The organism is Flavobacterium aciduliphilum, assembly GCF_003268855.1.
Lineage (GTDB): Bacteria > Bacteroidota > Bacteroidia > Flavobacteriales > Flavobacteriaceae > Flavobacterium > Flavobacterium aciduliphilum.
In genome coordinates this window covers 57,624-84,318 of record NZ_QLSZ01000005.1, presented here as the reverse complement: position 1 = coordinate 84,318, position 26,695 = coordinate 57,624, and the positions used below count along the sequence as shown (strand labels likewise).

The window sequence follows — 26,695 nt, the reverse complement described above, 5'->3', positions numbered from 1 at the left end:
TTTATTGCTCAGGAGCAATTTCTAGCTCTAATCCGTCAATTTCTTGTGTTATGGGAATTTGACAACCTAATCTGGAATTTTCCTTGACATGATAGGCCTCCCAAAGCATGGCTTCTTCATCAGGATTTCTTTCTAAAGAAATGACATCGTTTAATACATAGCATTGACATGAGGCACACATGGCCATTCCGCCACAAACGCCAACAGTTCCCTCTTCGGCAAGTTCATACGCACGAATCACTTCCATGATGTTCATATTCATGTCGGTTGGGGCTTGAATTTCATGCTTTACACCGGTTCTATCGGTGATGTAAATTATTACGTCTTGTGACATTATTCTATCGCTTTTACAACAGCTTTTTCGGCTTCTTTTCGAGTGCCGTCAAAACCATCTACACCAGATACAGTGGTGTATTTCAATACATATTTTTTACCTGGATTGATTCGGTTGTACACACTTTGACACATTAATGTTGCTTCGTGAAAACCGCATAAAATTAATTTTAACTTGCCTGGATAAATATTCACATCCCCAATAGCATAAATGCCGTCAATATTGGTTTGATAATCTAAAGCATTATTGACTTTAATAGCATTTTTTTCAATTTCCAGACCCCAATTGGCGATGGCACCTAATTTTGGAGTTAATCCAAAAAGAGGAATAAAATAATCGGTTTCAAAAACTTGTTGGATGCCTTCGTTTTCTAAAACGATACTTTCCACATGGTTTTTTCCATGGATTGCCACCACTTCTGCAGGAGTAATCAAATTGATTTTACCAAGTTTTTTCAATTCTTGAACTTTTTCAACTGAATCTAGAGCCCCACGAAATTCATTTCTTCGGTGCACCAAAGTCACTTCAGAAGCAACATTGGAAAGGAAAATACTCCAATCCAAAGCGGAATCTCCTCCACCAGCAATGACTATTCGCTTATCACGGAATAATTCAGGGTCTTTTACAAAATACTCGACCCCTTTTTCTTCATAAAAAGAGATGTTCTCAAGCGCAGGTTTTCTTGGTTCGAAAGTACCCAAACCGCCAGCAATTGCAACTGCTTTTGCATGATGTTTAGTGCCTTTGTTTGTAGTAACAATAAAAGTGCCATCTTCCAGTTTGTCGATAGTTTCTGCCGTTTCCGCCAAGGTAAAACCGGGTTGAAATTGCTTAATCTGTTCCATTAAATTATCAACTAATTCTCCAGCTAACACCGATGGATATCCTGGGATATCGAAAATGGGTTTTTTAGGATATAATTCTGCAAGTTGGCCGCCAGGTTGTGGAAGCGCATCAATAATATGGCATTTTAATTGTAAAAGGCCAGCTTCAAAAACAGCAAAAAGTCCTGTTGGACCAGCGCCAATTATTAAAATATCTGTTTCAATCATGGTAAATCATCCAATTGTTTTGCAAATCTACAAAGCAAAGCGTTTAGTAAACGTTACAAAAGTTACAAAGGTGCAAAAATGAAAAAGTTACATAGTTTTTTTATGATAAATATCATCATTTGTAACCTCAATTATGCAATATTTTCAACTGTTTCAATTTGAGGGGCATATTTTTTGATAGTTGTCTCTATACCTGCTTTAAGTGTCATTTGATTAACACTACAACTAGTGCATGCTCCTTGAAAACGTACTTTGACATGCTTATCTTCTTCTATTGAAATAAGGCTTACATCGCCTCCATCAGAATTCAAAAAAGGCCTTATTTCCGCTAACGCTTTTTCAATATTTGAAATTAATTCTTCGTTTGTCATAATTTAGATGATTGGATTTTTAGAATTTTGGATTGTTTATCTTCTAAAATTATAACAATCCAATAATCAGTAAATCTATTTTTTTACTGCAGAACATCCTGCCATAGTTGTTATTTTTATTGCTTCTGTTGGAGGGAGATTGTCGTTTCTATTCACGGTTTCTTGAACTACATTTCGAGCGATTTCCTCATAGACTTTTTCTAAAAAAGAAGCCGTTTGTAGCGCCGCTGGACGTCCGTAATCTCCTGCTTCACGAATACTTTGCACTAAAGGCACTTCGCCTAAAAATGGAACTTCTAAATCGTCAGCTAAATTTTTTGCTCCTTCTTGTCCGAAGATGTAATATTTATTATTTGGAAGTTCTTCGGGTGTAAAATACGCCATATTTTCAATGATTCCTAAAACGGGAACATTAATTGCTTCCGATTGGAACATAGAAACTCCTTTTTTAGCATCTGCTAAGGCAACGGCTTGTGGTGTACTCACAACAACGGCACCTGTGATGGGTAATGATTGCATAATCGATAAATGAATATCTCCTGTTCCTGGGGGTAAATCGATGAGCATAAAGTCTAATGTTCCCCAATCGGCGTCAAAAATCATTTGATTTAGTGCTTTAGCGGCCATTGGTCCACGCCAAATCACTGCCTGACTTGGTGCTGTGAAAAATCCAATAGAAAGTAATTTAATCTCATAACTTTCAATAGGTTTCATTTTAGATTTTCCATCTACTTCAACAGAAATTGGCTTTTCATGTTCCACATCGAACATGATGGGCATACTAGGGCCATAAATATCAGCATCTAAAACCCCTACTTTAAATCCCATTTTGGCAAGCGTTACAGCTAAATTGGCTGTAGTCGTAGATTTTCCAACGCCTCCTTTTCCAGAAGCTACAGCTATAATGTTGCTAATTCCTGGAATTGATTTTCCTTTGATTTCATTTTTTTCAGGAACCACTACTTTACTATTTACTTTGACAATCGCTTCTGGCGAAAATTGTTCGTGAATTAATTTCTTTATATCCTCTTCCGCGCGTTTTTTTATGTGCATTGCAGGGGTTGACAAAAGTAAATCTACTACCACTTCATCGCCAAACGTAATGACATTTTGTACTGCACCACTTTCTACCATATTTTTTCCTTCACCCGCTATTGAAATAGTTTCTAAGGCTTTCAGAATTTCTTTTCTATCTAGTTTCATTTTCTTGTTTAAAAGGTTTGAACTCAAAAGTTAGTTAATTTTTTATTTAAACTAAATATGAATTGCAAAGATATAAAGAAGTTTAGGAGTTTAAAAGTATAATGGTTCTAAAGTTTAGCTATTGTAAGATAGTTGGTTTCTATCAGTATTTAAATTTAAATCGGAATAAATGAATTGTTTTTAATAAAAATAGAGCAACTTTATTAGAAATTGCTCTATAAACAAAATAAAAAAAATTTAATACTAATATTGCAAAAAGAGATTAAAGTTTATCTCAACAGTTTCGTCAACTTCAATCAAACCGAAGAGTTTTTTTGGTGATTTTAAATCAAAATCTTTTATATTTAATTTTAATGTTCCCTTTGCATTATCAGTTTTTTGGTTGTAGGTCATAGGAATAACATATTCTTTGCTTTTCCCTGCAATTTCTATATCTAATCGAGTATTCAAATTAGTATTTGTGATATCGATTTCTCTAAGTTCAATATTTATATTGTCATAATCATCAGCTTTCAAAATAGTTTTAAAATCCCTTGTAATCATGTTGTTAGCACAATCAAAACCTTTGCTTTTGATAGCTATTTTGGCATTATTCAGGCATATTTTTGTGTCTCCATTTTTTATTGAAGTAACCACAATTTCATCTTCAAGATAATTTGAATTATACTTGCATTGGAACGAATTTACATTCGATTTTCCACAAATAATGACTTCACTTTTAGGTGAAATTTTAACTTTAGTTTTTGTTAAAGAGACAAATCCAAAGCAAATAGTAATAGCAATGATACCAATTATATGTAAGAATTTCATGATTTTTGACAAAGAGAAATGCTTTTAGCATTTCTCTTTTTTTTTAGTTTTTAGAATGTAATTACAGATTCGAACATTAATCCATTAAATCTTCCACCATAGAAGTCATTTGGATTTCCTGCTGTAAACTGACTAAAGTTTTTATAATTTTGGTTAATATAAGCTAGTTTGGCAAGAATGTTTTTTGTCATGAACCAACCAACACTTGTTTCAATTCTATTAATGCTTATCGCGTCTGTATCTGCATTGGCTAATTTTCCAGTAACTGTGTTATATTTTAACCCTACAAAGAAATTTTCAGTAGTTCCAAATCTATAAAGCACATCACCTGCATATTGATTTACTTTTCTTGTTTCGTCTGTTCCTTTATAATCACCTCCTGATGCGAATTCTAAAGTTCCAAATAATTCAAGTCCTCTGTATTTAATGAATGGGTTTATCATAATTGAGGTAGCCCAGTTTCCAAAATTTGGGTTAAATCTTCCTGTATCTTTATTTGCAGTTACATCAAAATTACTTGCTATGGCTGCTCCACCTGCACCTGTATAAGCTTGGTGTGTCATTACTGCATAATAGTGACTACCTGCTCTATCTGAGGCGTACAAAGCACTACTCATATTAGATACGTGGTATAATGATCCTGTCAATCGGATTCTTAAATCTTTGTCGATTTGTTTGTCGTATCCAAATTTAGCCAAAATTGTAGGACTCACTGTAGTGTTAGGATTTGGAGCCGTTGCAGTAGGGGCATTAGGAACAAATTCAGCAACATTTTGATTTAGTTTTGAGTTTGTTACACCCAACATACTTACGAAACCACTTCTATTATAATATAATTCAACACCTGGTTCTGTAATAAAGGCATCCATAATATTATTTTCAATAAATGGATTTACTAGTGTACTACCATTGTCAGATCTTCTAAAATGTGCATCACCATAGTTATTTTCCATTTGACCTACTTTAATAGTAGCATATTTCATAAAGTCTTTTAAGAAATCTTTTTTGATGAAGTCTAATTTGTCAATTTGTAAATAACCTCCTTTAACCCAAGTTTCATTGTGGTGTCTTGCAGAAAGGTATAAGTCTAAATTTACTCGAACTCCATCAGCCAATTGTGCACCAAATGTCATATTAGCTATTGGTAAGTTTAAGTTGTTAGATAGATTATTCAATCTATAGTTTACAATTGATGAAGGCAATGTAGCTGCGTCTTGGTCATTAAAGGAATTTAATGCTTGAAATTGTAAAGCAAAAGCACCTCCTAGATATACACTTACACCTTTAAATTGAGCGCTATCTTTTCTTACATCAAATACATTAATTCCATCTTTATTTCTAGGAATTAAATTTTGCACATTACCAAAAGTTTGTGCCTTAATGTTGGTAGTTAAAAACAAAGCTACCACTACTAACGATACTCTAATAATTGTTTTCATAATAATCGTATTAAATTTTGTATTAATTATAGGTTACTTTAAAATCTACTGATACATCAGGGCCTGTTTTTATGGTTCCAAACAAAGCCGTAGGTGGAGTAATGTTAAATTGTGCCATTGTAATTTTTGTTTTTCCAGAAAATGACACCTTTTTACCGTTAACCACAACAATGAAATTTTGAGTAATATTTTTAGTTGTCCCTGCAATCATTAAGTCTCCTTGAGCTTCAACAGAGTAGGTGTTTGCAGTGGTTTTTATGATTTTTAAAACTTTTGTGAGTTTGTAATTAATTGTTTTGTATTTTTTTGTATTTAATGCTTTAAAGGTGTTTTCATCCATTCCAGATCTACCGCTTAACAATTGCTCTGATTCGACTGAAAAATCTAAACTGATAATGTTTTGTAGTGTGTTGTTGTCTAGGTCAAAAGATGCTTTGCCAGCCATGGCTTTTGCTACGATATCCCAATCATGCAAATTTGAAGTTCCATATACTACCAATTTACTTTCGGCCATATTTACCTTGGAATCTTGTGAAAATCCAAAATTTGAAATAAAAAGTACTATACCTAAAAAAAGTAAATTCCGAAGTGTTTTATACGTGTCCATATCCTATTATTTAATGAATTATAGGACAAATTTCTTACTAAAAAGGAATCAATCACATGACTTTTGTCATATTAGTTACCAAAATATAGTTCTATATTAATAAGGTATAACTATATCGATTGCGAGGAGGTAAGCTCTTTATAGATACAATAAAAAAGAGTTAAAAAAAATATTTTTACAAAGTAAATTCTTACATTTATTGATTTGGTTCCCAAAAATGTTTTTCAAAATCTACAATCTTATTATCTACAATTTGAATCCCTTCGTTTTCTAGAAGAGTTTGCATTAAATTTGTTCCTTCAAAGTGATGTTTTCCAGAAAGCAATCCGTTTCTATTCACTACACGATGCGCCGGAATATCATTTCTGTTGTGAGAAGCATTCATGGCCCAACCCACCATTCTTGCAGAACGTGCAGTTCCTAAAGCTTTTGCAATAGCGCCGTATGAGGTTACTTTTCCTTCGGGTATTTCTTTTACAATTTGATAAACGCGTTCAAAAAAGTTATCCTCCATGAACATAATTTTTTAAGACATTAATACACGTGAAAAAGGCAATAATTCCTGTAATTATACCTAATATGGTGTTGATGTTTTTTAAAACAAAGGTAGCTTTCTCTCCAATTTTATTAAAAAACATCACATAAAAATAAAAAACAGTAAAAGAACCTAACACAACGCCAATAACAAAACTGTATATAGGAATAGTTGTAAATATAAATGAATTGTTAGAAGCTAATGTCAAACTTATAAGAACATAGTAAGGGATGGGAAATACATTGATAGCCGAGATAAACATTCCCATAAAAAAACGACTTCGTTTACTTTTTACATCAATTTTTTTATCTTGTAATTGGGGTGGTTTTGCAAATTTTAAAAAATAGATTGTCAATACCACAAAAATCAAAAGGCCAATTTCACGTAAAATTAAATCAATTTCTTTGTGGCTATTGATATAGTGAGCAAAGATTACAGAAATATACGTTTGAAAAAAAATAACGAGTAAAGCTCCCAAAACAAACATAAAAGCCCTTTTCTTTCCGTCTGTCATACTTACTTTGGCCGCTGTAATATTTATTAAGCCAGGTGGAATTACCCCAATAAAGGAAAAAACAAATCCGAAAAGTAATGGGATAATGACAGGCATCTGCTAAATATAAAAGTATATATTATTTTATTTTGAATTTAATATAGGTAATGGCTTTATTGATTTCCAAATATTGTTTTTCATAAAAAGTTTGAATGGAAGTAACTTCATCGGGAGCGCCTTCATTGTGATAGATATTATGATTTGAATAAAGCACCTCATGCCCTTCGCCATGCAACAACCCAAGAGTATAGCCATGCATAAATTCGGAATCTGTTTTTAAATTAACAATCCCATCCTCCTTTAATACTTTTTTATACAATTGTAGAAAAGAGGAATTTGTCATCCGATGTTTTGTTCTTTTATACTTAATTTGAGGATCGGGAAAGGTAATCCAAATTTCAGTAATCTCTTTCTGAGAAAAAATAAAATCGAGCAACTCTATTTGTGTACGAACAAAAGCCACGTTTTGCATACGGTCTTCAACAGCAGTTTTTGCACCTCGCCAAAATCGTGCTCCTTTAATATCAATCCCAATAAAATTTTTTTCGGGAAAACGTTTTGCAAGCTCCACAGTATATTCTCCTTTTCCGCAACCCAACTCTACAATAATAGGGTTGTCGTTTTGGAAAAAATCATGATTCCATTTTCCTTTAAACAGAAAACTATTATTTATAACTTCTTCTCTTGTTGGTTGAAAAACGTTTTGAAAAGTATAGTTTTCTTTGAATCTTTTGAGTTTATTTTTACTTCCCACGATAAAATTTAATATTTTGACAAAATTAAATAAATATATGATATAAGAATATTTTTTTATCTTGCGCTCTTAAACACAACTAACTGTATATTAATGAATTCTAATTCAAAACAGAAAAACATATTGGTAGCTCCACTAAATTGGGGGCTAGGACATGCGACTCGATGCATTCCAATTATAAAAGAATTAGAGAGAAATGGCTTTACCCCCATATTGGCTTCTGATGGAAATGCCTTACAATTACTTGCTAAAGAATTTCCTCATTTGAAGAGTTTAGAATTGCCTTCCTATGGAATTGAATATTCCAAAAGAGCTCGTAATTTTAAATGGAATATCATAAAAAAACTTCCTAAAATTTTGAAAGCGATTAAAGTCGAAAAAAAACTTGTCAAACAATGGGTTGAAGAATACCAATTGAATGGTATTATTTCAGACAATCGATTGGGGGTTAGAAATAGGAATTTAAAATCGGTTATTATTACGCATCAACTGAATGTTTTATCAGGGACTACAACTTGGCTAACCACAAAAGCGCATCAATACTATATCAAAAAATTTACAGAATGTTGGATTCCAGATATGGAAGGGCTTCAGAATTTTTCTGGACAATTGGGTCATTTAACCCCAAATCAAGCTCAAAATTTTAACCTAAAATATATTGGAATTCTAAGCCGATTTGAAAAAAAATACATTCCAAAAAAATATGATTTGATGGTTATCCTTTCTGGACCAGAACCTCAAAGAGGTATTCTTGAACAAAAAATAACAGAAGAATTAGAGCATTATCAAGGAAATGTACTGTTTGTAAATGGAGTCATAGAAGCCTCTCAACGTGTTTTAAAGAAAAACAACATTACTTTTTACAATTATATGCAAACCAATGAGTTAGAAGTAGCTTTTAATGAAAGTGATATTATTCTCTGCCGATCGGGTTATACAACTATAATGGAATTGGTAAAACTAGAAAAAAATGCTTTTTTTATTCCAACTCCTGGTCAATATGAGCAAGAATATTTAGCAAGAAAATTCAAGAAAAGCGGCGTTATCTCTTATTGTAAACAAGAATATTTCAAAATTGAACGCTTAGAAGAAGTAAAGCTATATTTAAGATTTAAAGATCCCAATTTAGTGGTAGATTGGGAAAGCTTATTCGAACTTTTCTAAAGTAAAAGAAAATTCTGATCCGATTCCATATTCGCTTTCTACATAGATTTTTTCATCGTGACCTTCTATAATGTGTTTCACAATAGAGAGTCCTAATCCCGAACCCCCTTCACTACGCGCGCCACTTTTATCTACTCTAAAAAAACGTTCAAAAAGCCTAGGAATGTAGTGTTTTTCAATACCCTCACCGTTATCTCGTATTCGAACAATAATTTTATTGTTTACTAAATCCTCAATAGAGACTTCTGTAGTGCCGTTTTCTTTGCCGTATTTAATGGAGTTCATCACTAAATTTGTCACAACTTGTTGAATTTTTTCTTTGTCGGCATTGACATAAATGGGTTTGTTGTATTTTCTGTCGAGCATTAAAATGATGTTCTTTTTGTCGGCACTCATTTCTAGTAAATCAAAAACATTCTGAATCAATTCTACTATATTAAATTGGGAGTACTCTAAATTTAATTCACCCATCTCCAATTTTGAAATCATATCTAAATCTTCAACGATGTAAATCAATCGTTCCACGCCTTTTTCTGCTCTTTCGATGTATTTTTTTCGAAGCTCTTTGTTTTTCATCGCTCCATCTAATAAAGTTGAAAGGTAGCCTTGAACCGTAAATAAAGGAGTTTTTAATTCATGAGACACGTTTCCCATAAATTCTCTTCGATATTCTTCTCTGACTTTAAGATTTTCGATTTCAATTTTTTTATCTGTGGCAAATTTCTTTACTTCTCTGGTTAAAGTGGCCATATCAGTGGTTATGGATTGAGTGCGCAAGGTCGTAGAGTCTAATAAAGAAACATCGTCATAGATTTTTTTGACTCTTCTGTAGATGAAATGTTCCACTCTATATTGGATAACAAAAAAAGAAAAAAAAGCGATGCCAATTGCAAAAATAGCACAAAAGGGAAGTGAAAATTTGGCAAAAAACAATAACAATAAAGCTACTAAAGAAGTAGAAAACAGTGTAATATAAAAAGTTGATACTACAGCAAAAGTATATGTCTTTTTAAAAGTCAATCCCATTTAAGTGAGGTAAGTCATTTTGTTTTTATGCATCAAACTTATATCCGACTCCTTTAATTGTTTTAAAAAGGTCTTCTCCAATTTTTTCTCTAAGTTTTCGGATATGAACATCTATAGTTCTTCCTCCTACAATCACTTCATTTCCCCATACTTTATCCAAAATTTCTTCTCTTTTAAAAACTTTTCCGGGCTTAGAAGCTAATAAATAACATAATTCAAATTCTTTACGAGGAAGAATGATTTCATTTCCATTAACTACAATTTTATATTCTTCTCGGTTAATTTCAATGCCGCCAACGTGTAAATTATCACTTGCTACAGAATCATCTTGTAAACGTCTCAAAAGTGCTTTTACTTTACTAACAAGTAATTTGGGCTTGATAGGTTTTGAAATGTAATCATCTGCACCTGCATCAAAACCCGCTACTTGAGAATAATCTTCACTTCTAGCCGTTAAAAATGTGATAATTACATTTTGTAGTTCTGGGATTTTTCTTATCAGTTCGCAAGCTTCCATTCCATCCATTTCAGGCATCATCACATCCATAATGATAAGATGGGGTCGTTCTTTTTTTGCCATTTGAACGGCTTCTTTTCCATTGGATGCCGTACTAATCTTGTATCCTTCTTGTCCAAGATTATACCCAACTATTTCCAAAATATCGATCTCGTCATCAACCAATAAAATCTTTATATCTTTCTTTTTCATAAAATGTTTGTGAAAGTTTAAGATGGTAAAATTACAATTTTAACATTCAATTTCGCATGTTTTTGAATCAATTAACACTAACTTAATGTAGTTGCATTAAAATAACATTAAGAAAATCAAAAAAAATGTTAATTTGGCATTGTTTTTGAAAAAAATAGTATATTTGCTGTAAACAAATCACTCCATGATAAAAAATTACTTTTACATCTCGCTTTTATTTCTTTGCTTGAGTACGAGTAGTGTTTTGGCTCAAGAGAGTAAATCGACTTCAAGGTTTCAAGAGAATACTATTGAAGGATTAAGTGTATATCCTAATCCTACCAATGGAGATAGGATTTATATTACTTCAAAATATAATTACGATAAAGACATCGTAATATTTGATGTGCTTGGTAAAAAAGTACTTCAAACTCTTTTAACTTCCAAAGAGCTTAATATTAGTGCTTTGACTCCTGGGATTTACATCATTCAAGTTAAAGAGAATGAAATTATAGCTACTAGAAAACTAATAATCAAGTAGTTTGTTATCTGTTTGATAACTATTTTTTTACTTTGATTTTTTTTATTTATAAAAATAGTGATTATCTTTGTGGACTATTTTTATTGTAAAAATTATGAAAAAACTTTACTCTTTACTGTTTCTTGCAGTAGCATCAATGTCATTTGGACAAACGATTTACTCAGAAAATTTTGGTACTCCTACAGGTAGTACAACTGTAGCGAATTATGTTGCTGGAACATCCCCAGCGACGTTTCAAAATTCTGCTCCTATTGTTTATACAGGAACAACAGGTGCTACAAGTGTTAGAATTACTTCTCCTTCAAGTGGGTACACTGGTTTTTCTGCTGGTGGGAACATCTTCTTGTCTGCAACAACTAATGTTGGTCATTTTTTTCAAGTAGATGGTATTAATACGTCTGCTTATTCTGCTGCAAATCTTCAAATGTCTTTTGGTTACAATACCTCAAGTACTACAACAGCACAATTAACAGTTGAACAAAGTACAAATGGGGGTACAACATGGACTCCTATTACCTTTACTCCAACAGGTTCAGGTTGGACATTAGTAACAGTTACAGGAGGTCAAATCCCTTCGTCTTCTACTTTGTCATTAAGATTTACACAACCTTCTACAGCAGCAGTTCCATTATCTGCACAATTTAGAATTGATGATTTAAAAATTTACAATTATAATGCAAGTTGTACTTTAGTTTTGGCTTCTGCAACAACTGCTTGTGATGCAATAACCTCTGGAATAGATACTTATACAGCTACAATTCCTTATACTGGAGCAGGCTCTGGTTCTTATGTTATTACACCTTCAGCGGGAACTGTTGGTGGTGATAACCCAAACACAGTTGCAGCTGGTAATATCACGATTTCTGGTATTACAGAAGGAACAGGTATTACTGTAAATATCACTAATGGAGTATGCTCTTATTCTGCTACTATTACAGCGCCAGAATGTAAGCCAGTAAATGCTTTGCCTTTTATTGAACCCTTTAATTACACTGTTGGGTCTGCATTAGGAGCTCAACAAACGTGGTCAAACGCAAACTCAGGAGATGATATTTCTGTTGTTTCTGGTGATTTATCTTATACAGGATTAACATCGTCTGGTAATTCAATTTCTTTTTCAGGTGCTGGAAAAGAATGCCATGCTCCATTTACAGCGACTACAGCAACAGATGGAACATTGTTTGCATCATTTTTAGTTAATGTTACAGATTATTCTAATGTAACAACAGATTTAACAGAAGCTTATTTTGCAGTTTTAACTGATGGTGTTGCTTCTAATTTTAAAGGTAGATTATTTATCAAAAAGAATGGTTCACAATACCAATTAGGGTTAACATCTGGAACATCTACTACAAACTATGATCCTACGCTTTTCAATGTTGGAGATACAGTTTTAGTTGTTTTAGGGTATGATTTTACTGCAAATTCTTTAAAAGCTTGGTTTAATCCAAATTTAGCTTCATTAACAGCTTCTTCAACACCAAATTTAACAGATACGCCTACAACTGCAATTGCAACTTTAGGTGGGTTTTTGTTAAGACAAGATCAATCAACATCTACACCATCAATTACAGTTGATGAATTGAGAATTGCTACTACTATTGGTGGGTTATTAAATACAAATGAAGTTGCTGCAATTTCTGGTTTAAAGGTTTATCCAAATCCAGTATCTAACGGAGTGTTACACATAGAATCTGATGTAAACTCTGAGAAAAATGTAGCTATCTATGATGTGTTAGGAAAACAAGTTTTAAACGCAACGACTTCTCAGAATATGTTAAATATCTCTAGCTTAACCGCTGGTGTTTACATGGTTCAAATTACTGAAGAAGGTAAAACTGCTACTAAAAAATTAGTCATTGAATAATTTAGTTCCTGAAACAAGTTCAGGATGATAAAATGAAAAGCTCCAATTCACGTTGGAGCTTTTTTTATTTTCATTACTTTTGCACAAATTAGTTTCATTGATTACTTCACAAGATATATTCACTATTTCTAATCAAAAGCAATTTGAAAAAATAGCTTTGAAAGTCTTTCGTTTTCAACACGAAAATAATGCAATATATCGAGCGTTTTGCGACTTGTTAAAAGTTGAAAAAGGAAGTGTAAAATCATTGCAAAAGATTCCTTTTTTACCTATACAGTTTTTTAAAAGCCATCACGTGCTTTCTTCTATTGAACCTGTTCAAGAAACTTTTACGAGTAGCGGAACCACAGGAATGATAACCAGCAAACATCTCATAACCGATGTTTCACTTTATGAAGAAAGCTATCGAAATGCCTTTTCAGAGTTCTATGGAAACATTGAAGATTATGCTGTTTTAGCCTTATTACCTTCTTATCTAGAACGCACAGGTTCTTCTTTAATCTACATGGTAAAAGATTTGATTGAACTTTCTAACAATGAAAATAGTGGTTTTTATTTACACAATTACGATGAACTTATTTTAAAATTAATCGAATTAGATAATTCTGGACAAAATATACTTTTAATTGGAGTTACCTATGCTTTATTGGATTTGATTGAAAAACAAAAATTCCAATTGAAAAATACCATCATCATGGAAACGGGTGGAATGAAAGGGAAACGAAAAGAAATCATTCGAGAAGAGTTACACCAAATTTTGTGTGATGGTTTTGGCGTTTCGGTTATTCATTCCGAATATGGTATGACCGAATTGTTATCGCAGGCTTATTCGCTCGGAAATGGAATTTTTGAATGTCCCAATTGGATGAATATTCTCATTCGTGATACGGAAGACGCACTATCGTATATTCCTGCAGGTAAAACAGGAGGTATCAATGTGATTGACTTGGCCAATATTAATTCCTGTTCCTTTATTGCCACTCAAGACTTAGGAAAAAAATATCCCAACAATTCATTTGAAGTATTGGGACGTTTTGATAATTCTGATATTCGAGGTTGTAATTTAATGGTGTATTAAAAAAAGAGCTGACCGTCTCAACTCTTTATCCATTATATTACTTGTATCAAATAATAATTTTTCTTTCCTTTTTGAAGCATCACAAATTGGTTGTGCACTAAATCGGAACTAGTAATTTTATATTCCACACCTACTTTAGATTTGTTTAAGGAAATGGCGTTTTGTTTTAGTTCGCGCATGGCTTCGCTGTTGGAAGATAAGAATCCTGTTTTGGCTGCCAAAGCACCTACCATATCTAATCCGTTTTCAATCTCGCTTCGCTGCATTTGAGCTTGTGGAACTCCTTCGAAAACTTCTCTAAAAGTTTGTATGTCCAATTGAGCTAAATCGTCCATCGTAGGACTAAAAAAAGCATTGGATGCAAAAATAGCTTTGTCTAGTGCTTCTTTTCCGTGGACAAACGTTGTTACTTCTTCTGCTAATCTCTTTTGTAATACACGCAGATGCGGTGCTTCATGATGTTCAGAAATTAAAGCCTCAACAGTATCTTTTTCTAAAAAAGTGAATATCTTAATGTATTTTTCTGCGTCAACATCTGTAGTGTTTAGCCAAAATTGATAGAACTTATATACCGAAGTTTTGTCTGCGGTTAGCCACACATTTCCTCCTTCTGTCTTTCCAAATTTAGAACCATCCGCTTTGGTAATGAGCGGACACGTCATTGCATAGGCTTTGGCACCTTCACCATTCATTCTGCGCACTAATTCGGTTCCCGTAGTAATATTTCCCCACTGGTCGGAACCCCCCATTTGCAAGAGACAATGGTGTGTTTTGTATAAATGATGAAAATCGTAGCCTTGAATCAATTGGTATGTAAACTCGGTAAAACTCATTCCTTCACCACTTTCACCGCTTAAACGTTTTTTTACGGAGTCTTTAGCCATCATGTAATTTACCGTGATGCGTTTTCCTACATCTCGGGCAAAATTGATGAACGAAAAATCTTTCATCCAATCATAGTTATTCACTAAAATAGGAGCATTGGTAGCCGTAGAATTGAAATCTAAAAAACGGGATAACACGGCTTTAATTCCTGCCACATTTTTTTCTAAAGTAGCTTCGTCAAGTAAATTTCTCTCGTCTGATTTTCCAGACGGGTCACCAATCATTCCTGTAGCACCTCCAACCAAAGCAATCGGTTTATGACCGAATTTTTCTAAATGAACCAACAAAATGATAGGAACCAAACTCCCAATATGTAAGGAATCACTCGTTGGGTCAAACCCAATATACGTGGTGGTCATTTCTTTTAATAGTTGTTCTTCTGTTCCAGGCATGATATCATGCACTAAACCCCGCCATTGTAATTCTGCTACTAAATTCTTCATCGTTCTTCAAAAATTTAGGCAAATATAACAATTGTGAATGGTTTTAGAAATATACTTGTAAAACAAATGGTGGTTGTGATTGTACGATTAAGATTTCCCAAACGAGAGGTTTATCTCATCATATTTTTAAAAACTTTGACGTGAATTTCTGTTCTTCAGAATAAGTTTCAATAGAATACCATCCGGAAGCAAAATTTTTAACATCTACTTGATTCACGTTATCTTTTTGTTCCCATACTTTTTTACCTGTGATGTCCACAATAATAATTTTATCAATAGCAATACCATTCGATTCAATGTTCAACACAGAATGTGCAGGATTTGGGAAGGTCGTAATCCCTTTAGTATATTCGGTCATAGGTTTGTTTAACGCATTGTTTTCATAGCGAAGGATAAATCGACTATCAAAAGTACCCGAGGTTGAGGTAAAAGTATAGGGACAGACTTTTAAATTATGAATCTGATTTAGTTCAAGGTCTTCTAAATAAATATCTTGATGTATAAACAATCCGTTGAGGTGGTCTATCGAAATGCTATAAGTATCTGCATGCGTACAAGAATATCCCAAAGGGACACTGTCTTGAGACATAAAAGGCAACGCTCTTGATTGTATAACGCAGGGTTTACTTCCTGATAGCGAGTAAAAATCGGCATATTCATTTCCATTAAATGATTCTGCATCGTAAAGAACGTCCCATTGATTTGTAGCTCCTTGGGCATAATCAATTAATTGTTGTTTGAATAGTCCATTTGTGTTCGTAAAGTTTAACCAGATACAGTGTTTTTCTATGGGAGTCGTTTGGTTTGTTTGTTTGTAAAATCCGTTATTATTTCCACTAACTCTTTGTGTGTTTTTAAAATAAATGGTGCCTGTTGTTAGTGCCTCCGCAAAAAAACCTTGACAAGCATCAAGATACTGGTCTGGCATAGTTCCGCCAGTTATTGCACCATTTCCGGTTCCAACCCCAACACCCAATATAGCATTATAGGTTGCATAATCACTTGGAGTATACGCATCATTTAATATAGGTGTATTGTGAGTCCAAAAGTAAAAATTTGGCGTAATGACGCTGTTGTTGTCTTCGTAAAAACGCTCTAAATCTAAAGCACTAGGGTAGGGGTTCCCAATTAAATTATTAATAAAACTGTTGTTTTTAAGTATGGAAACAGCATAGTCTCCATTGTTTGGAACACCTGTAAAACTAGAATTCCAAGAATTGTTGGGGGTCCATCCCGCATCGCCACTAAAAGCCCTTGAGATATAACCAATTCCAGGATTCATGGACACATTTCCATTTTGAGAAACCCAATAATTTACAGTTGGGTCAAAGGTATAAAAAGTACTTCCATTACTACTCATCCATATTGAAGCTAATTGTTGATTGACAACTGGACTGCTCCAATACACAAAATCATAATTGTTGTTGAGAACTGATGTCGTTCGTTTATAGGTAATTGCTCCAGTATTTACAACAGAATTTGTCTGTAATAAACTTGCGCCATCGTTGAATGTTAGCGTGCCTCCATTTACTTTTAAATCATTTGTCAAGCTTAAGGTATGCCCCGAATCAATAATAACGGTACCACTATTTACGGTGCAACTGCATCCTTGAATATTGGCAACCGATGTAAAGTCTCCAGTAAACACGATTGATTCTACATTAGAAGGATCCAGCCCATCACCGTCCCACGATGTACCATTCCAAGTCTTTGTTGGAAAAGAAATTGTAGCACCCACTCTTGCGCTTTCGCAAGTCCCAATTGTTTGAGTTGCATAGTAGGTCCCAGCGGTTAATACCGTCGAGGCAGCCAAAGGCAGTCCGCCACTATTTGAAGCATACCATTGGATGTTTGTACCTGTGGCATTTAAGTTAGCTACTGTGGCACCGTTACAAAAGCTTTGACTTGAAACAGTAGGTGACGCAGTTGTTATGGTGCTAATGGTGTAATTTATGCTAATCCCATTGTTGTTTAAATTGGTGTCTAACTGATTGGATTGCAATATGTTCGCGCTAGCGGTGTAGGTTCCTGTAGCGCCCGCAGCACTGGTGATGAGTAAAGTGACAGAGCTGTTAGCGGGAACGGTACCTATAGTCCAATATCCAGATGCTGGATTGTATGTGCCTGTGCTTGCGGTATGGGATAGGTACGAAAACGTTGCGGGAAAACTCGCTGATGTAATCACACCCGTGGCATCATTGTTACTGTTATTAGTTACCGTTACCGTAATTTGGTTTGAGCTTCCAGTACACGAGGCATTGTTATTGGAAGACATCGTAATTCCAAGTTCTGCCTGAGTAGTTGGTAACGTTCCAAATACCAATACGCGATGCGTTTGCCTTCCAGTTACAAAAAGGCGCCCATTCAAATCGAATGAAACATTGTATACATCTCTAAAATTTTGTGATGTGGCTGTTCCTGAGGGATATAATGCTGTATTTGTTGTAAAAGACGCCTGGCCAAGGACTACATTGGCAGCTGTTGCATTTGTTGTTGGTACCGAATTAAATAGTAATATTCTATTATTACCTGTTTCTCCAACAGCTAATTTTCCATCAGGGGAAACTGTAACTCCTGCAGGGAAATACAAACTGGCGGCGCCCAGCCCAGCTGTAGAAGAGTTAAAGCCTAATTGACCAATGACTACATCAGCAGGAGCTGCATTGACAGTAGGGATGGTGTTCCAAATTAAAACCCTATGATTCGTATTGTCGGCTACGAGAAATTTGCCATCATTGGTGACCCATAATCCCCAAGGTTTATTCAAATTTGAAGCACCATTGCCAGGAGAATTACTCACAAAATCAGGTTGACCAATCACGATATCGGCTGCCGTTGCATTAGTTGTTGGAATGCTGTTCCAAATTAATACACGATGGTTTAGCCGGTCTGATACAAAGAGATTTCCGTTGGTACTCACAAAAATTCCAGCAGGTCCCCAAAGCGAAGTGCTGCTAACCCCACTAGTATTGGTAGTAAAACTTGTTTGACCCAAGACAACATCAGCAGGTTGTCCATTGGATGTAGGAATTGAATTCCAAATTAAAACCCTGTTGTTTCCAAAATCACTCACTAAAAGTTTATTCCCATCAGGAGAAAAAGCAACGCCATTGGCATTATTAAATGTAGATTGAGTTGTTCCAGTACCACAAACAAAACTACTTTGACCTACCACCACATCGGCGGCTTTACCATTCGCATCATAAACGGTTTTCCATAGTCTCACCCCCGCACCATTTTGAGAGGCAATAGCCAAAACTCCTTTACAACTTATTGCAGAATAGGATGGCCAAGTCAAACCACTTTGCAAACAAGATGAGGTTGTTGTGGTAAAAGTCGATTGACCCACGACTAAATTTGCTGCTTGATAGGTGGTAAACGTTTGCTGTGCTATACAGCAGTGTATTGTAAATAAAAAAAGGAGATAAATTTTTTTCATACCCATGTGAATTTTATTTATATCCAGAAAATAAAGCCATTTCGTAACAATCTGATCTACCTGACAGATACAGCTACTCTTAAATAGCAACACTATCAAATTTCTTACACAAACATAATTATTTTTTAGTAGTTATCATGTTAAATTTTTTTAATGAGATGAAAGTACTTTTTGTAAGTAAAGATTCAGTACGATCGCTAAGGTGTTTTGAGCTTCCTTGGAGCCGATTTAAAACGTTGCGATTTGCATACTATTAAATGGTCTTAAGTTACAGGAGGTATAGGAAATTGAAGAAATATATATTTTAACCCGAACGGATTATAAAACTATAGTAAATAAAAATTATAGTTTTATGACTGTAACGAGGTTTATATTTATTAATCAGTTTAGTTATTTAGTTCAGCACAACTCGATACTAAATGTTTATTACGTGATACAAAAAAAACCACAAGATTGTGGCTTTTTTATCGTTATTTATTATTATTATCAAAAGTACTTTTGTACTTTATCTATTAACTCCGTAGCTTTTGCAAATAGCAACATTTCAATAATTGATATATTTGAATTTAACTCTTTTGCTGTTTCTTTTAATAAACTAAGGTATAATTCATAAAATTTATCATTTTCAAGCTTATTCCAGTTTTTAGAAATTTGTTTTAAATTTTGATTAGCACTGCTAATTTTATTATTTCTACTTGGCAAAATAGGGAATAAAACTTTGTAATTACTTTCATTTATAATTTGTAAATAATTTAAAGAACACGATACTCTTGAGTCAAAAATGGCATATTTATTACAATCATGAAGTACTAAAGCTTTTGACCATGAAGATACACCTTTTACTCCTAAATTAATTAATTCTTCTGCTGATTTTGTTTTATAAAAAGTAAGTGTTTCTTGATTATTACCTTTAATGCCACCCCACTTAACAATATAATACTCTATTAGTTCTCCTTTTGTTTTTATGTCAGATTGGCTCCATTTGGAATGAAGTTGCTCTTTTAAAAGTAGGTTTCTATTAACTCTACTATCATTTGGCAATTCTATACCACTTGGTACTAAATTATCTTTAATTTTCCAATGATACCAATCACTTTCACTGTCATGATAGTTAGTAAAAAAATCTATTAATATATTTTTTATCTCCTCCATTATTCAAAAATGTTAACTAAATATTTAAACTTATTAATCCATAATACATCTTACATAAGCCGCAGAATTTAGTCCAAATGATACAGTATTAGATATAAAACAAGCATCATTACCACCACTTAATCCAAAATAATAACCAGAAGTATAGTTACTAGGACTTGTATAAGTAGAAGTAGACCAAAACTGAACAAACGACGCCTGAGGTTCCATTGGTAGAGCAGTAAAACCAGATGAATTAGTGGCAGAAATACCAGAAACAAATGGCCAATGTGCATTACCTGCTTCTTTCAATTTTTTACCAGCTGTGGTGTATCCTAGACAATTCGATAAGTAATCCCATTCATTATTGCTTGGAATATGAAACCCTTCAGGTGCTAAACCTCTTGGATCGGTAACTGCATACCAATTGTAACATTTACCATAAACAGGTCCAATAGCAGTTTGAAATTGGTAATAACACCAAGCGCCAGTAGTAAGGTTGTTCCAAGTAGTTGCGTCAGTCACCTGAGGAATTATATCACCATTTCTGTAATGTGTTACCTCTAAATTTTTGGTTGTAAATGTTTGATTAGAAATTGTTGTTAGTTGATAGGTATTACCGTCTATATCTGTTATAGAAGTTAGTGTTGTAGTCAGCGTAACTTCATTAGAATAAGTTGGAGAATTACCTGTTGTATTATAGGAATAAACTCTGTAAGTATAAGTTGTATTTGGTGTTAAACCTAAATCACTATAGCTAATAATATCTGCGTTTACTGTGGCTATAACTGTATAATTTCCAGCTCCAGTTTTTCGCTCAATTTTAAAACCCGTTTCATTAGTGGAATTGTCTGTCCAAGACAATTTAATTTTAGAGTTCGTTACTACATTTCCAACTAGATTTGATGGAGTTACCGGTATAGCTGTAGTTGTAGAATTACCATTTCCATCATTACTCGTTGAACATCCAATAAAAAATAGGGATATTAGAATAAGTGCAATTGTTTTTTTCATATTATAAAAATTTTATATTTATTTTTTTCAAAAATAACTCACAACCTTTGAAAAATTTTGCTAAATAATTTCTTTAATTGATTAAAATATTCTATTTTTGAACTATTAATTCTTATTGACATGATACAACAAGCAGAAACCAAGATTAAGCAAATACGTGAATTGAAGAATTTTACGCAAGAGTATATGGCACAACAATTGGGGTTGTCTACTCGTGCTTATAGTAAAATTGAAACAGGTGAAACGCAATTGACTATTAATCGATTGAATGAAATCTCAGCAATTTTAGGAATGGCACCAATGGAAGTATTAGGATTTGATGATAAACAAGTATTCAATAACTGTAAACAAGATGGCTACATTGGAATTAATCATATCAACTTACCCGACAAACTCATCCAACAATATGAAGAGACCATACAGTCCTTAAAGGAGCAAATTCAGCTCTTAAAATTACTTCACGGGAAATAAATGGTTAATTAGTATATTTTTTTAATTCTTAAAGGCATTTAAACTAATTTCTCCTGATGACTTTTATAAAAGATATACATCTATTGACTAAAAGATGTACATGTTTTACGTAAAAGATATACATCTTTTGCATGAAAGATATATATCTTTTGGTTTTATTGTCAGCAAGAATTAAAAAATACTTCAGGAGCAATCAAAAAGGTCAAGCTGAGGGTTTAAAAAAAAGTACTTTTATAACCCTTTAACATCCTACTTAAAAATTCTATCTTATCTTTGTTCCCATGATATTAGTTACAGGGGGAACCGGTTTAGTTGGTGCGCATTTGCTTGTTTATTTAACAGAACATGAGCAACAGCCCATTCGTGCACTTTATAGAAATGCTGCTGCTGTAGAAAAAACAAAAGCCTTGTTTGCCCGATATCAAAAAGAGGCTTTGTTTGAAAAAATAGCATGGGTAGAAGCCGATATTCTGGATATTCCTGCGTTGGAGCGTGCTTTTGAAAATTGTGACTATGTGTATCATTGTGCGGGTCTTATTTCATTTAACCCCAACGACGAAGAACGCCTTAGAAAAGTTAATATTGAAGGCACGGCTAATATTGTCAATTTATGCCTCGACTTTAAAGTGAAAAAATTATGCCATGTGAGCTCTATAGCTGCCTTAGGAAGTTTGGCGCCCAATGAGGCTTTTATTTCTGAAACTACCGAATGGAACCCAGAAGTAGCCTATAGTGATTATGCCATTTCTAAATATGGCGCCGAAATGGAAGTATGGCGAGGCTATCAAGAAGGATTGCCTGTGATACTAGTAAATCCAGGAGTTGTTTTTGGTCCTGGCTTTTGGAATCAAGGTAGCGGCGTCTTTTTCTCTACTGTCCAAAAAGGCCTTCCTTTTTATACTCAAGGTTCCACAGGTTATGTAGCGGTTTCAGATGTGGTTACCATCATGCATCAATTAATGATTTCTGATAACGTAGGGGAGCGCTATGTGTTGGTGGCAGAAAATTTTTCTTTTAAGGATATGATTTTTCTTATTGCCGAAAAATTAGGAGTTAAAAAACCAAGATTTGAGGCACGCCTAGGACTCTTAAATCTGGCATGGAAAGTAGATTGGTTTTTGCATTTGCTTTTTAGAAAACCAAGGCGCTTATATCGATTGAATGTCAAAACGCTTACAGCTCAAGAGACGTTTTCTAATCGTAAAATTGTAGAAACGTTAGGCTACACTTTTACTAGAATGGACTTGTATCTAGACTCCATCTTGACACAAAAAAACAACTTTTAATGCAATACACCTGGAGTTTCAGTGGGTGTTTTTGGAATTTTTCCTCCGTTTGCTTTTGCTAGATTTTCGCTTAGACGTTTTTTTACATCCTCATAGATTTTTTTATACGCTTTCATGTCGGCAGCATAATATTGTGTACTTTGAGCAAAAGTCAAGCTGTCTACTTGGTATTTGTTCTTTATAAATACCGACGTTCGAGGATACTGATACACCCCTGCAGTTTGTGATTTTGCCGCTTCCAAAACAGCCAAATCATAAATGATATCGACCATTTTGTCTTTACTGATAAGGTTTTTGGGCTTTTCAATCGTGTTTTCTTTACACGCTTGAATTGAAAACAAGACTAAAAAGCTAATAATTATATGTTTTTTCATGTTACAAAGGGATCTATCGATTAAACAGCAATCGCATTCCGTGACGGGCTTCTTTTACCGAATCTTTTTCATAAACGAGTTCGCCATTTACAAACGTATGTGTTATTTTTGAAGTAAAGGTTTGTCCTTCAAAAGGAGACCATTTACAAAAGTATGCGATGTTTTCTTTAGAAACGGTCCAAGGACTCATGGGGTTCACAAGTACTAAATCGGCATAATAGCCCTCTCGTATAAAGCCACGTTTTTCTATTTTGAAAATTTTAGCAGGATTGTGACACATTTTTTCTACAATTTTTTCAATAGAAATTTTCCCTTGATGGAATGCTTCAAATAACGCCACAACCGCATGTTGCACTAGTGGTCCTCCTGAAGGTGCTTTGGTGTATACGTTTTGTTTTTCTTCTAGGGTATGTGGCGCATGGTCTGTTGCGATTACATCTATGCGATCATCAAGCAAGGCTTCCCAAAGGACTTCCCTGTCGTGACTTGTTTTTACAGCGGGATTCCACTTAATAAAGTTGCCTTTCGTGGAATAATCTTCATTAGAAAACCATAGGTGGTGCACACAAACTTCAGCGGTAATTTGTTTGTCTTCCAAAGGAATTTTGTTGGTAAATAACTCCATTTCTTTTGCAGTAGAAAGATGAAACACATGCAATCTAGCGCCCGTTTTTTTTGCCAATTCAATTGCTTTTGACGAAGACAAATAACATGCGTCTTCACTTCTTATCAAATGGTGTGCTGTTATTGGAATATCCTCACCGTATGTTGCTTTATATTTTTCTAAATTTGATTTTATAGTGGCTTCATCCTCGCAATGAACCGCAATGAGCATTTTTGTATTTGAAAAAATCTTTTCTAACGTTTCTGGATTATCAACCAACATATTTCCGGTTGAAGAACCTAGAAATAATTTTAAACCCGCCACATTTCTTGGATTCGTTTTGAGAATTTCGTCCAAATTGTCATTAGTGCCTCCCATCATGAAGGAATAATTGGCATAAGAAGTCTCAGCGGCTATTTGATATTTTTGTTCGAGTAATTCTTGAGTAACCGCATTGGGTACGGTGTTGGGCTGCTCAATAAAAGAGGTAATGCCGCCTGCTACAGCTGCTCGGCTTTCGGAAGCAATAGTGCCTTTGTGTGTGAGGCCAGGTTCTCTAAAATGAACTTGGTCATCTATTGCTCCTGGAACTAAATAATGTTGATTTGCATCAATAACGGTGCCTTCGAAATTTGCTACAGCAATCGAGGGAGCAATCTCGGCTATAAACGCTCCTTCAATCAATACATCACCAATGAGAATAGAACCTTCATTGACAATTTTTGCATTTTTAATGAGTGTTTTTTTCATATTACAACCGATTAAAAAACTTTTTGATTCGTAAGGAAAGAACACCAAAAATAGCTTCTTTTATAATAGAGCCACTCATTTTGGATTGTCCTTTGGTTCGATCTGTAAAAATAACTGGGACTTCATGAATGACAAAGTTTTTAGAAAAAGCCCTGTATTTCATCTCTATTTGAAAAGCATACCCAATAAATTTAATTTTTTTCAAATTGATGCTTTCTAATACTTTTCGATTATAACAAATGAAACCCGCAGTAGCATCCATAATTTTCATTCCTGTTATCATTCGAACATATACAGAGGCAAAATAAGAGAGTAATACCCTACTTAAAGGCCAGTTTACTACATTTACGCCGGTAACGTACCGCGAACCAATTGCGATATCAGCACCGGCAAAATGGCATGCCTCATAAAGGCGTTCTAAATCAACTGGGTTGTGGGAAAAATCGGCATCCATTTCAAAAATAAATTCATACTCTTTAGCTAACGCCCATGTAAATCCATGAACATACGCCGTACCAAGCCCTGCTTTTTTTGTTCGTTGTTCTAAGAATAACGATTGTGGAAATTCTTGCTGTAACTCCCGAACTTTTGTGGCAGTCCCATCAGGAGAATTGTCATCCACAATAAGGAGGTGAAACGATTTATGTAAAGAAAACACTGCTCGAATAATACTTTCGATGTTTTCAATTTCATTGTAAGTGGGAATGATTACTACGCCGCAATTCATTGAATAAAAATTTGCACAAAAATACTGATTTTATAACTCTTTATTCTTAATAATAGTATAATAGTATGCAACAAATAAATTTTAGTATTTTTGTTGACTATGATCATGCACGAATTACATCTACGAAATATAGAAAATAAAGATTGGGCTACCTTAGTTTTTTTGATAGCGTTAGTCTTGATTGTTTTAGCAAAAACAACCTTCGAATCCCGTTTTTCAGATTTCGTAAGAATGTTAGTGTCTAATAAATACAACAAAATTTACAGAGAGAGTAACCAGCTTTTAAATGGGTTCAATGTTTTACTTTTTGCGGTAAATTTAATTTCGCTTTCTTTTTTTATACAAATGATTTTGGTTCACGGGTATCATTATGGTTCTAAAACCGATTGGATGTTGTTTGTACGGATATTTACATTGTTGGGGGTTTTTATCCTTTCAAAATTTTTAATTGAGAAAATTATTGCTACTACTTTTGAGATTGAGGAGTTTGCTGAACAGATTAATTTACAAAAAGTTAACTATAGAACCTATGTTGGACTCCTTTTACTTCCTGTTACAGGGGTTTTGTATTATTGCAATTATGTATCAATGTTTGCAATATTTGCTATAATAGTTATATTATTAACAATAAATGTGCTTACTTATCTTTTTTCTTTGAAAATTTATCAAAATTTATCACCCGACAAGTTGTTTTATTTTATTTTGTATCTTTGCGCACTTGAAATAGCTCCCTACTATTTCATATATTATTTGATTACAAAAAACTAGAGCATAGATATGTCAAATTTGAAAGTGAAAACAATTTTGGTGTCACAACCAGAACCAAAAGTAGAGAATTCGCCATATTTTGATTTACAACAAAAACACAAGATAAAAGTTGATTTTCGCTCTTTTATTCATGTAGAAGGTGTAAGCGCAAAAGATGTAAGGGCTCAAAAAATAGATTTGAATAATTTTAACGCTATTATTCTAACGAGTAAAAATTCGGTAGACCATTTTTTTAGAGTGGCTGAAGAGATGCGTTATAAGGTTCCCGAAGATTTGAGGTATTTTTGTCAATCGGAAGCTATTGCTTTCTATTTACAGAAATATGTAGTTTATAGAAAACGAAAAATATATGTAGGCCAAAAAGATTTCGCCGACATGGCTTCGCTTTTTAAAAAATATAAAGACGAGAAGTTTTTATTACCTGCTTCAGACCAGCTAAATGCTGATGTTCCAGCTACGTTGAACAATTTGAAAATTAATTGGACTCCCGCTGTTTTTTATAAAACGGTTATGAGTGATTTGTCTGATTTAGCAGATGTATATTATGATGTATTAGCCTTTTTTAGTCCTACAGGGATCAAGTCGTTGTTCAAAAACTTTCCTGATTTTAAACAAAACAACACGCGAATTGCTGTTTTTGGGAGCACTACTCAAAAAGAGGCTTTGGAACATGGATTGCGTATTGATATTTTGGCACCAACTCCAGAAACGCCATCTATGACTATGGCTTTAGAGAAATATGTTTCGGAAGTCAACAAAGGAAAATAAAAAAACAGATTAT

Annotated in this window: 27 protein-coding genes; 8 read left to right on the top strand and 19 right to left on the bottom strand. The window is 33.8% G+C overall.

The genetic code is table 11. The features are described 5' to 3' along the window. Position 1: 1 nt before the first annotated feature. The 10 genes from CLV55_RS06860 to trmB all read right to left on the bottom strand — a co-directional run bounded on the left by CLV55_RS06860 (position 2) and on the right by trmB (position 7,658). Positions 2 to 334 (bottom strand): 2Fe-2S iron-sulfur cluster-binding family protein, encoded by a 333-nt coding sequence (locus tag CLV55_RS06860; protein WP_112113008.1) that lies wholly within the window; start codon positions 332 to 334, stop codon positions 2 to 4. Beyond that, a complete protein-coding gene (locus CLV55_RS06855) occupies positions 334 to 1,386 on the bottom strand; it encodes an NAD(P)/FAD-dependent oxidoreductase (protein WP_112113007.1) in 1,053 nt (350 codons plus the stop codon). Before CLV55_RS06855 ends, CLV55_RS06860 begins: the two co-directional genes overlap by 1 nt. A gap of 131 nt (positions 1,387 to 1,517) precedes the next feature. Continuing rightward, positions 1,518 to 1,757 carry a NifU family protein gene (locus tag CLV55_RS06850; RefSeq protein WP_112113006.1) on the bottom strand — a complete coding sequence of 80 codons (240 nt, stop codon included), beginning with the start codon at positions 1,755 to 1,757 and terminating at the stop codon, positions 1,518 to 1,520. A gap of 75 nt (positions 1,758 to 1,832) precedes the next feature. Next, the gene (locus tag CLV55_RS06845; RefSeq protein ID WP_112113005.1) at positions 1,833 to 2,960 is read right to left on the bottom strand and encodes an Mrp/NBP35 family ATP-binding protein; all 1,128 of its coding nucleotides are present in this window, start codon (positions 2,958 to 2,960) and stop codon (positions 1,833 to 1,835) included. 243 nt (positions 2,961 to 3,203) lie between these two features. Further along, positions 3,204 to 3,770, bottom strand: a complete 567-nt coding sequence (locus CLV55_RS06840; protein ID WP_112113004.1) for a YceI family protein — start codon at positions 3,768 to 3,770, stop codon at positions 3,204 to 3,206. A 50-nt stretch (positions 3,771 to 3,820) separates the two neighbouring features. Continuing rightward, positions 3,821 to 5,209, bottom strand: coding sequence for a hypothetical protein (locus CLV55_RS06835; RefSeq protein ID WP_211306486.1), 1,389 nt, complete (start codon positions 5,207 to 5,209; stop codon positions 3,821 to 3,823). Between the two features lie 22 nt (positions 5,210 to 5,231). Continuing rightward, a complete protein-coding gene (locus tag CLV55_RS06830; RefSeq protein WP_112113003.1) occupies positions 5,232 to 5,816 on the bottom strand; it encodes a YceI family protein in 585 nt (194 codons plus the stop codon). A 196-nt stretch (positions 5,817 to 6,012) separates the two neighbouring features. Then, complete coding sequence (locus CLV55_RS06825; RefSeq protein WP_170122242.1) at positions 6,013 to 6,330, bottom strand: MGMT family protein; 318 nt, start codon at positions 6,328 to 6,330, stop codon at positions 6,013 to 6,015. Continuing rightward, positions 6,320 to 6,961, bottom strand: a complete 642-nt coding sequence (locus CLV55_RS06820; protein ID WP_112113001.1) for a LysE family translocator — start codon at positions 6,959 to 6,961, stop codon at positions 6,320 to 6,322. The genes CLV55_RS06825 and CLV55_RS06820 overlap by 11 nt, the downstream gene beginning before the upstream one ends. A 22-nt stretch (positions 6,962 to 6,983) precedes the next feature. Beyond that, the gene (trmB, locus tag CLV55_RS06815) at positions 6,984 to 7,658 is read right to left on the bottom strand and encodes a tRNA (guanosine(46)-N7)-methyltransferase TrmB (RefSeq protein ID WP_112113000.1); all 675 of its coding nucleotides are present in this window, start codon (positions 7,656 to 7,658) and stop codon (positions 6,984 to 6,986) included. A gap of 93 nt (positions 7,659 to 7,751) precedes the next feature. On the opposite strand from trmB, the gene CLV55_RS06810 reads away from it, so the two are divergent. Continuing rightward, positions 7,752 to 8,822, top strand: coding sequence for a glycosyltransferase (locus CLV55_RS06810; protein ID WP_112112999.1), 1,071 nt, complete (start codon positions 7,752 to 7,754; stop codon positions 8,820 to 8,822). On the opposite strand, the gene CLV55_RS06805 is transcribed toward CLV55_RS06810, so the two are convergent. Then, positions 8,805 to 9,848 (bottom strand): sensor histidine kinase, encoded by a 1,044-nt coding sequence (locus CLV55_RS06805; RefSeq protein ID WP_112112998.1) that lies wholly within the window; start codon positions 9,846 to 9,848, stop codon positions 8,805 to 8,807. The genes CLV55_RS06810 and CLV55_RS06805 overlap by 18 nt on opposite strands. A gap of 25 nt (positions 9,849 to 9,873) precedes the next feature. Next, the gene (locus CLV55_RS06800; RefSeq protein ID WP_112112997.1) at positions 9,874 to 10,557 is read right to left on the bottom strand and encodes a response regulator transcription factor; all 684 of its coding nucleotides are present in this window, start codon (positions 10,555 to 10,557) and stop codon (positions 9,874 to 9,876) included. 184 nt (positions 10,558 to 10,741) lie between these two features. On the opposite strand from CLV55_RS06800, the gene CLV55_RS06795 reads away from it, so the two are divergent. The 3 genes from CLV55_RS06795 to CLV55_RS06785 all read left to right on the top strand — a co-directional run bounded on the left by CLV55_RS06795 (position 10,742) and on the right by CLV55_RS06785 (position 14,022). After that, positions 10,742 to 11,077, top strand: coding sequence for a T9SS type A sorting domain-containing protein (locus CLV55_RS06795; RefSeq protein ID WP_112112996.1), 336 nt, complete (start codon positions 10,742 to 10,744; stop codon positions 11,075 to 11,077). A 94-nt stretch (positions 11,078 to 11,171) separates the two neighbouring features. Then, positions 11,172 to 12,944, top strand: coding sequence for a T9SS type A sorting domain-containing protein (locus CLV55_RS06790; protein ID WP_112112995.1), 1,773 nt, complete (start codon positions 11,172 to 11,174; stop codon positions 12,942 to 12,944). A 97-nt stretch (positions 12,945 to 13,041) separates the two neighbouring features. Next, a complete protein-coding gene (locus CLV55_RS06785; RefSeq protein WP_112112994.1) occupies positions 13,042 to 14,022 on the top strand; it encodes a LuxE/PaaK family acyltransferase in 981 nt (326 codons plus the stop codon). Positions 14,023 to 14,054: 32 nt separating this feature from the next. Here the strand turns inward: CLV55_RS06785 and tyrS are convergent, their stop codons facing one another. From tyrS to CLV55_RS06765, 4 genes are all read right to left on the bottom strand, one after another. Further along, entirely contained in the window at positions 14,055 to 15,350 is a 1,296-nt protein-coding gene (tyrS, locus tag CLV55_RS06780) for a tyrosine--tRNA ligase (protein ID WP_112112993.1), read from the bottom strand. 118 nt (positions 15,351 to 15,468) lie between these two features. Beyond that, positions 15,469 to 18,789 carry a T9SS type A sorting domain-containing protein gene (locus CLV55_RS06775; RefSeq protein ID WP_158527025.1) on the bottom strand — a complete coding sequence of 1,107 codons (3,321 nt, stop codon included), beginning with the start codon at positions 18,787 to 18,789 and terminating at the stop codon, positions 15,469 to 15,471. A gap of 486 nt (positions 18,790 to 19,275) precedes the next feature. After that, the gene (locus CLV55_RS06770) at positions 19,276 to 19,941 is read right to left on the bottom strand and encodes a hypothetical protein (protein WP_112112991.1); all 666 of its coding nucleotides are present in this window, start codon (positions 19,939 to 19,941) and stop codon (positions 19,276 to 19,278) included. A gap of 33 nt (positions 19,942 to 19,974) precedes the next feature. Further along, positions 19,975 to 20,934 (bottom strand): fibrobacter succinogenes major paralogous domain-containing protein, encoded by a 960-nt coding sequence (locus tag CLV55_RS06765; RefSeq protein WP_112112990.1) that lies wholly within the window; start codon positions 20,932 to 20,934, stop codon positions 19,975 to 19,977. Positions 20,935 to 21,054: 120 nt separating this feature from the next. Between CLV55_RS06765 and CLV55_RS06760 the strand changes: the two genes are divergently transcribed. Continuing rightward, on the top strand, positions 21,055 to 21,405 hold the full coding sequence (locus tag CLV55_RS06760) for a helix-turn-helix domain-containing protein (protein WP_112112989.1): 351 nt from the start codon (positions 21,055 to 21,057) through the stop codon (positions 21,403 to 21,405). 281 nt (positions 21,406 to 21,686) lie between these two features. Continuing rightward, on the top strand, positions 21,687 to 22,691 hold the full coding sequence (locus CLV55_RS06755; protein ID WP_112112988.1) for an NAD-dependent epimerase/dehydratase family protein: 1,005 nt from the start codon (positions 21,687 to 21,689) through the stop codon (positions 22,689 to 22,691). Here the strand turns inward: CLV55_RS06755 and CLV55_RS06750 are convergent. The 3 genes from CLV55_RS06750 to CLV55_RS06740 are packed head-to-tail and all read right to left on the bottom strand — an operon-like array spanning position 22,688 to position 25,146. Further along, complete coding sequence (locus CLV55_RS06750) at positions 22,688 to 23,065, bottom strand: DUF4296 domain-containing protein (RefSeq protein ID WP_112112987.1); 378 nt, start codon at positions 23,063 to 23,065, stop codon at positions 22,688 to 22,690. The genes CLV55_RS06755 and CLV55_RS06750 overlap by 4 nt on opposite strands. Before the next feature lie 13 nt (positions 23,066 to 23,078). Then, positions 23,079 to 24,419: a dihydroorotase gene (locus CLV55_RS06745; RefSeq protein ID WP_112112986.1), complete on the bottom strand. Its 1,341-nt coding sequence runs from the start codon at positions 24,417 to 24,419 to the stop codon at positions 23,079 to 23,081. A gap of 1 nt (position 24,420) precedes the next feature. Then, positions 24,421 to 25,146 (bottom strand): polyprenol monophosphomannose synthase, encoded by a 726-nt coding sequence (locus CLV55_RS06740; RefSeq protein WP_112112985.1) that lies wholly within the window; start codon positions 25,144 to 25,146, stop codon positions 24,421 to 24,423. Positions 25,147 to 25,251: 105 nt separating this feature from the next. Between CLV55_RS06740 and CLV55_RS06735 the strand changes: the two genes are divergently transcribed. Together CLV55_RS06735 and CLV55_RS06730 are read left to right on the top strand one after the other, a co-directional pair. Then, complete coding sequence (locus tag CLV55_RS06735) at positions 25,252 to 25,914, top strand: DUF4271 domain-containing protein (protein WP_317048367.1); 663 nt, start codon at positions 25,252 to 25,254, stop codon at positions 25,912 to 25,914. Positions 25,915 to 25,932: 18 nt separating this feature from the next. Further along, entirely contained in the window at positions 25,933 to 26,682 is a 750-nt protein-coding gene (locus tag CLV55_RS06730) for a uroporphyrinogen-III synthase (protein WP_112113116.1), read from the top strand. The last annotated feature ends 13 nt before the right edge of the window (positions 26,683 to 26,695 follow it).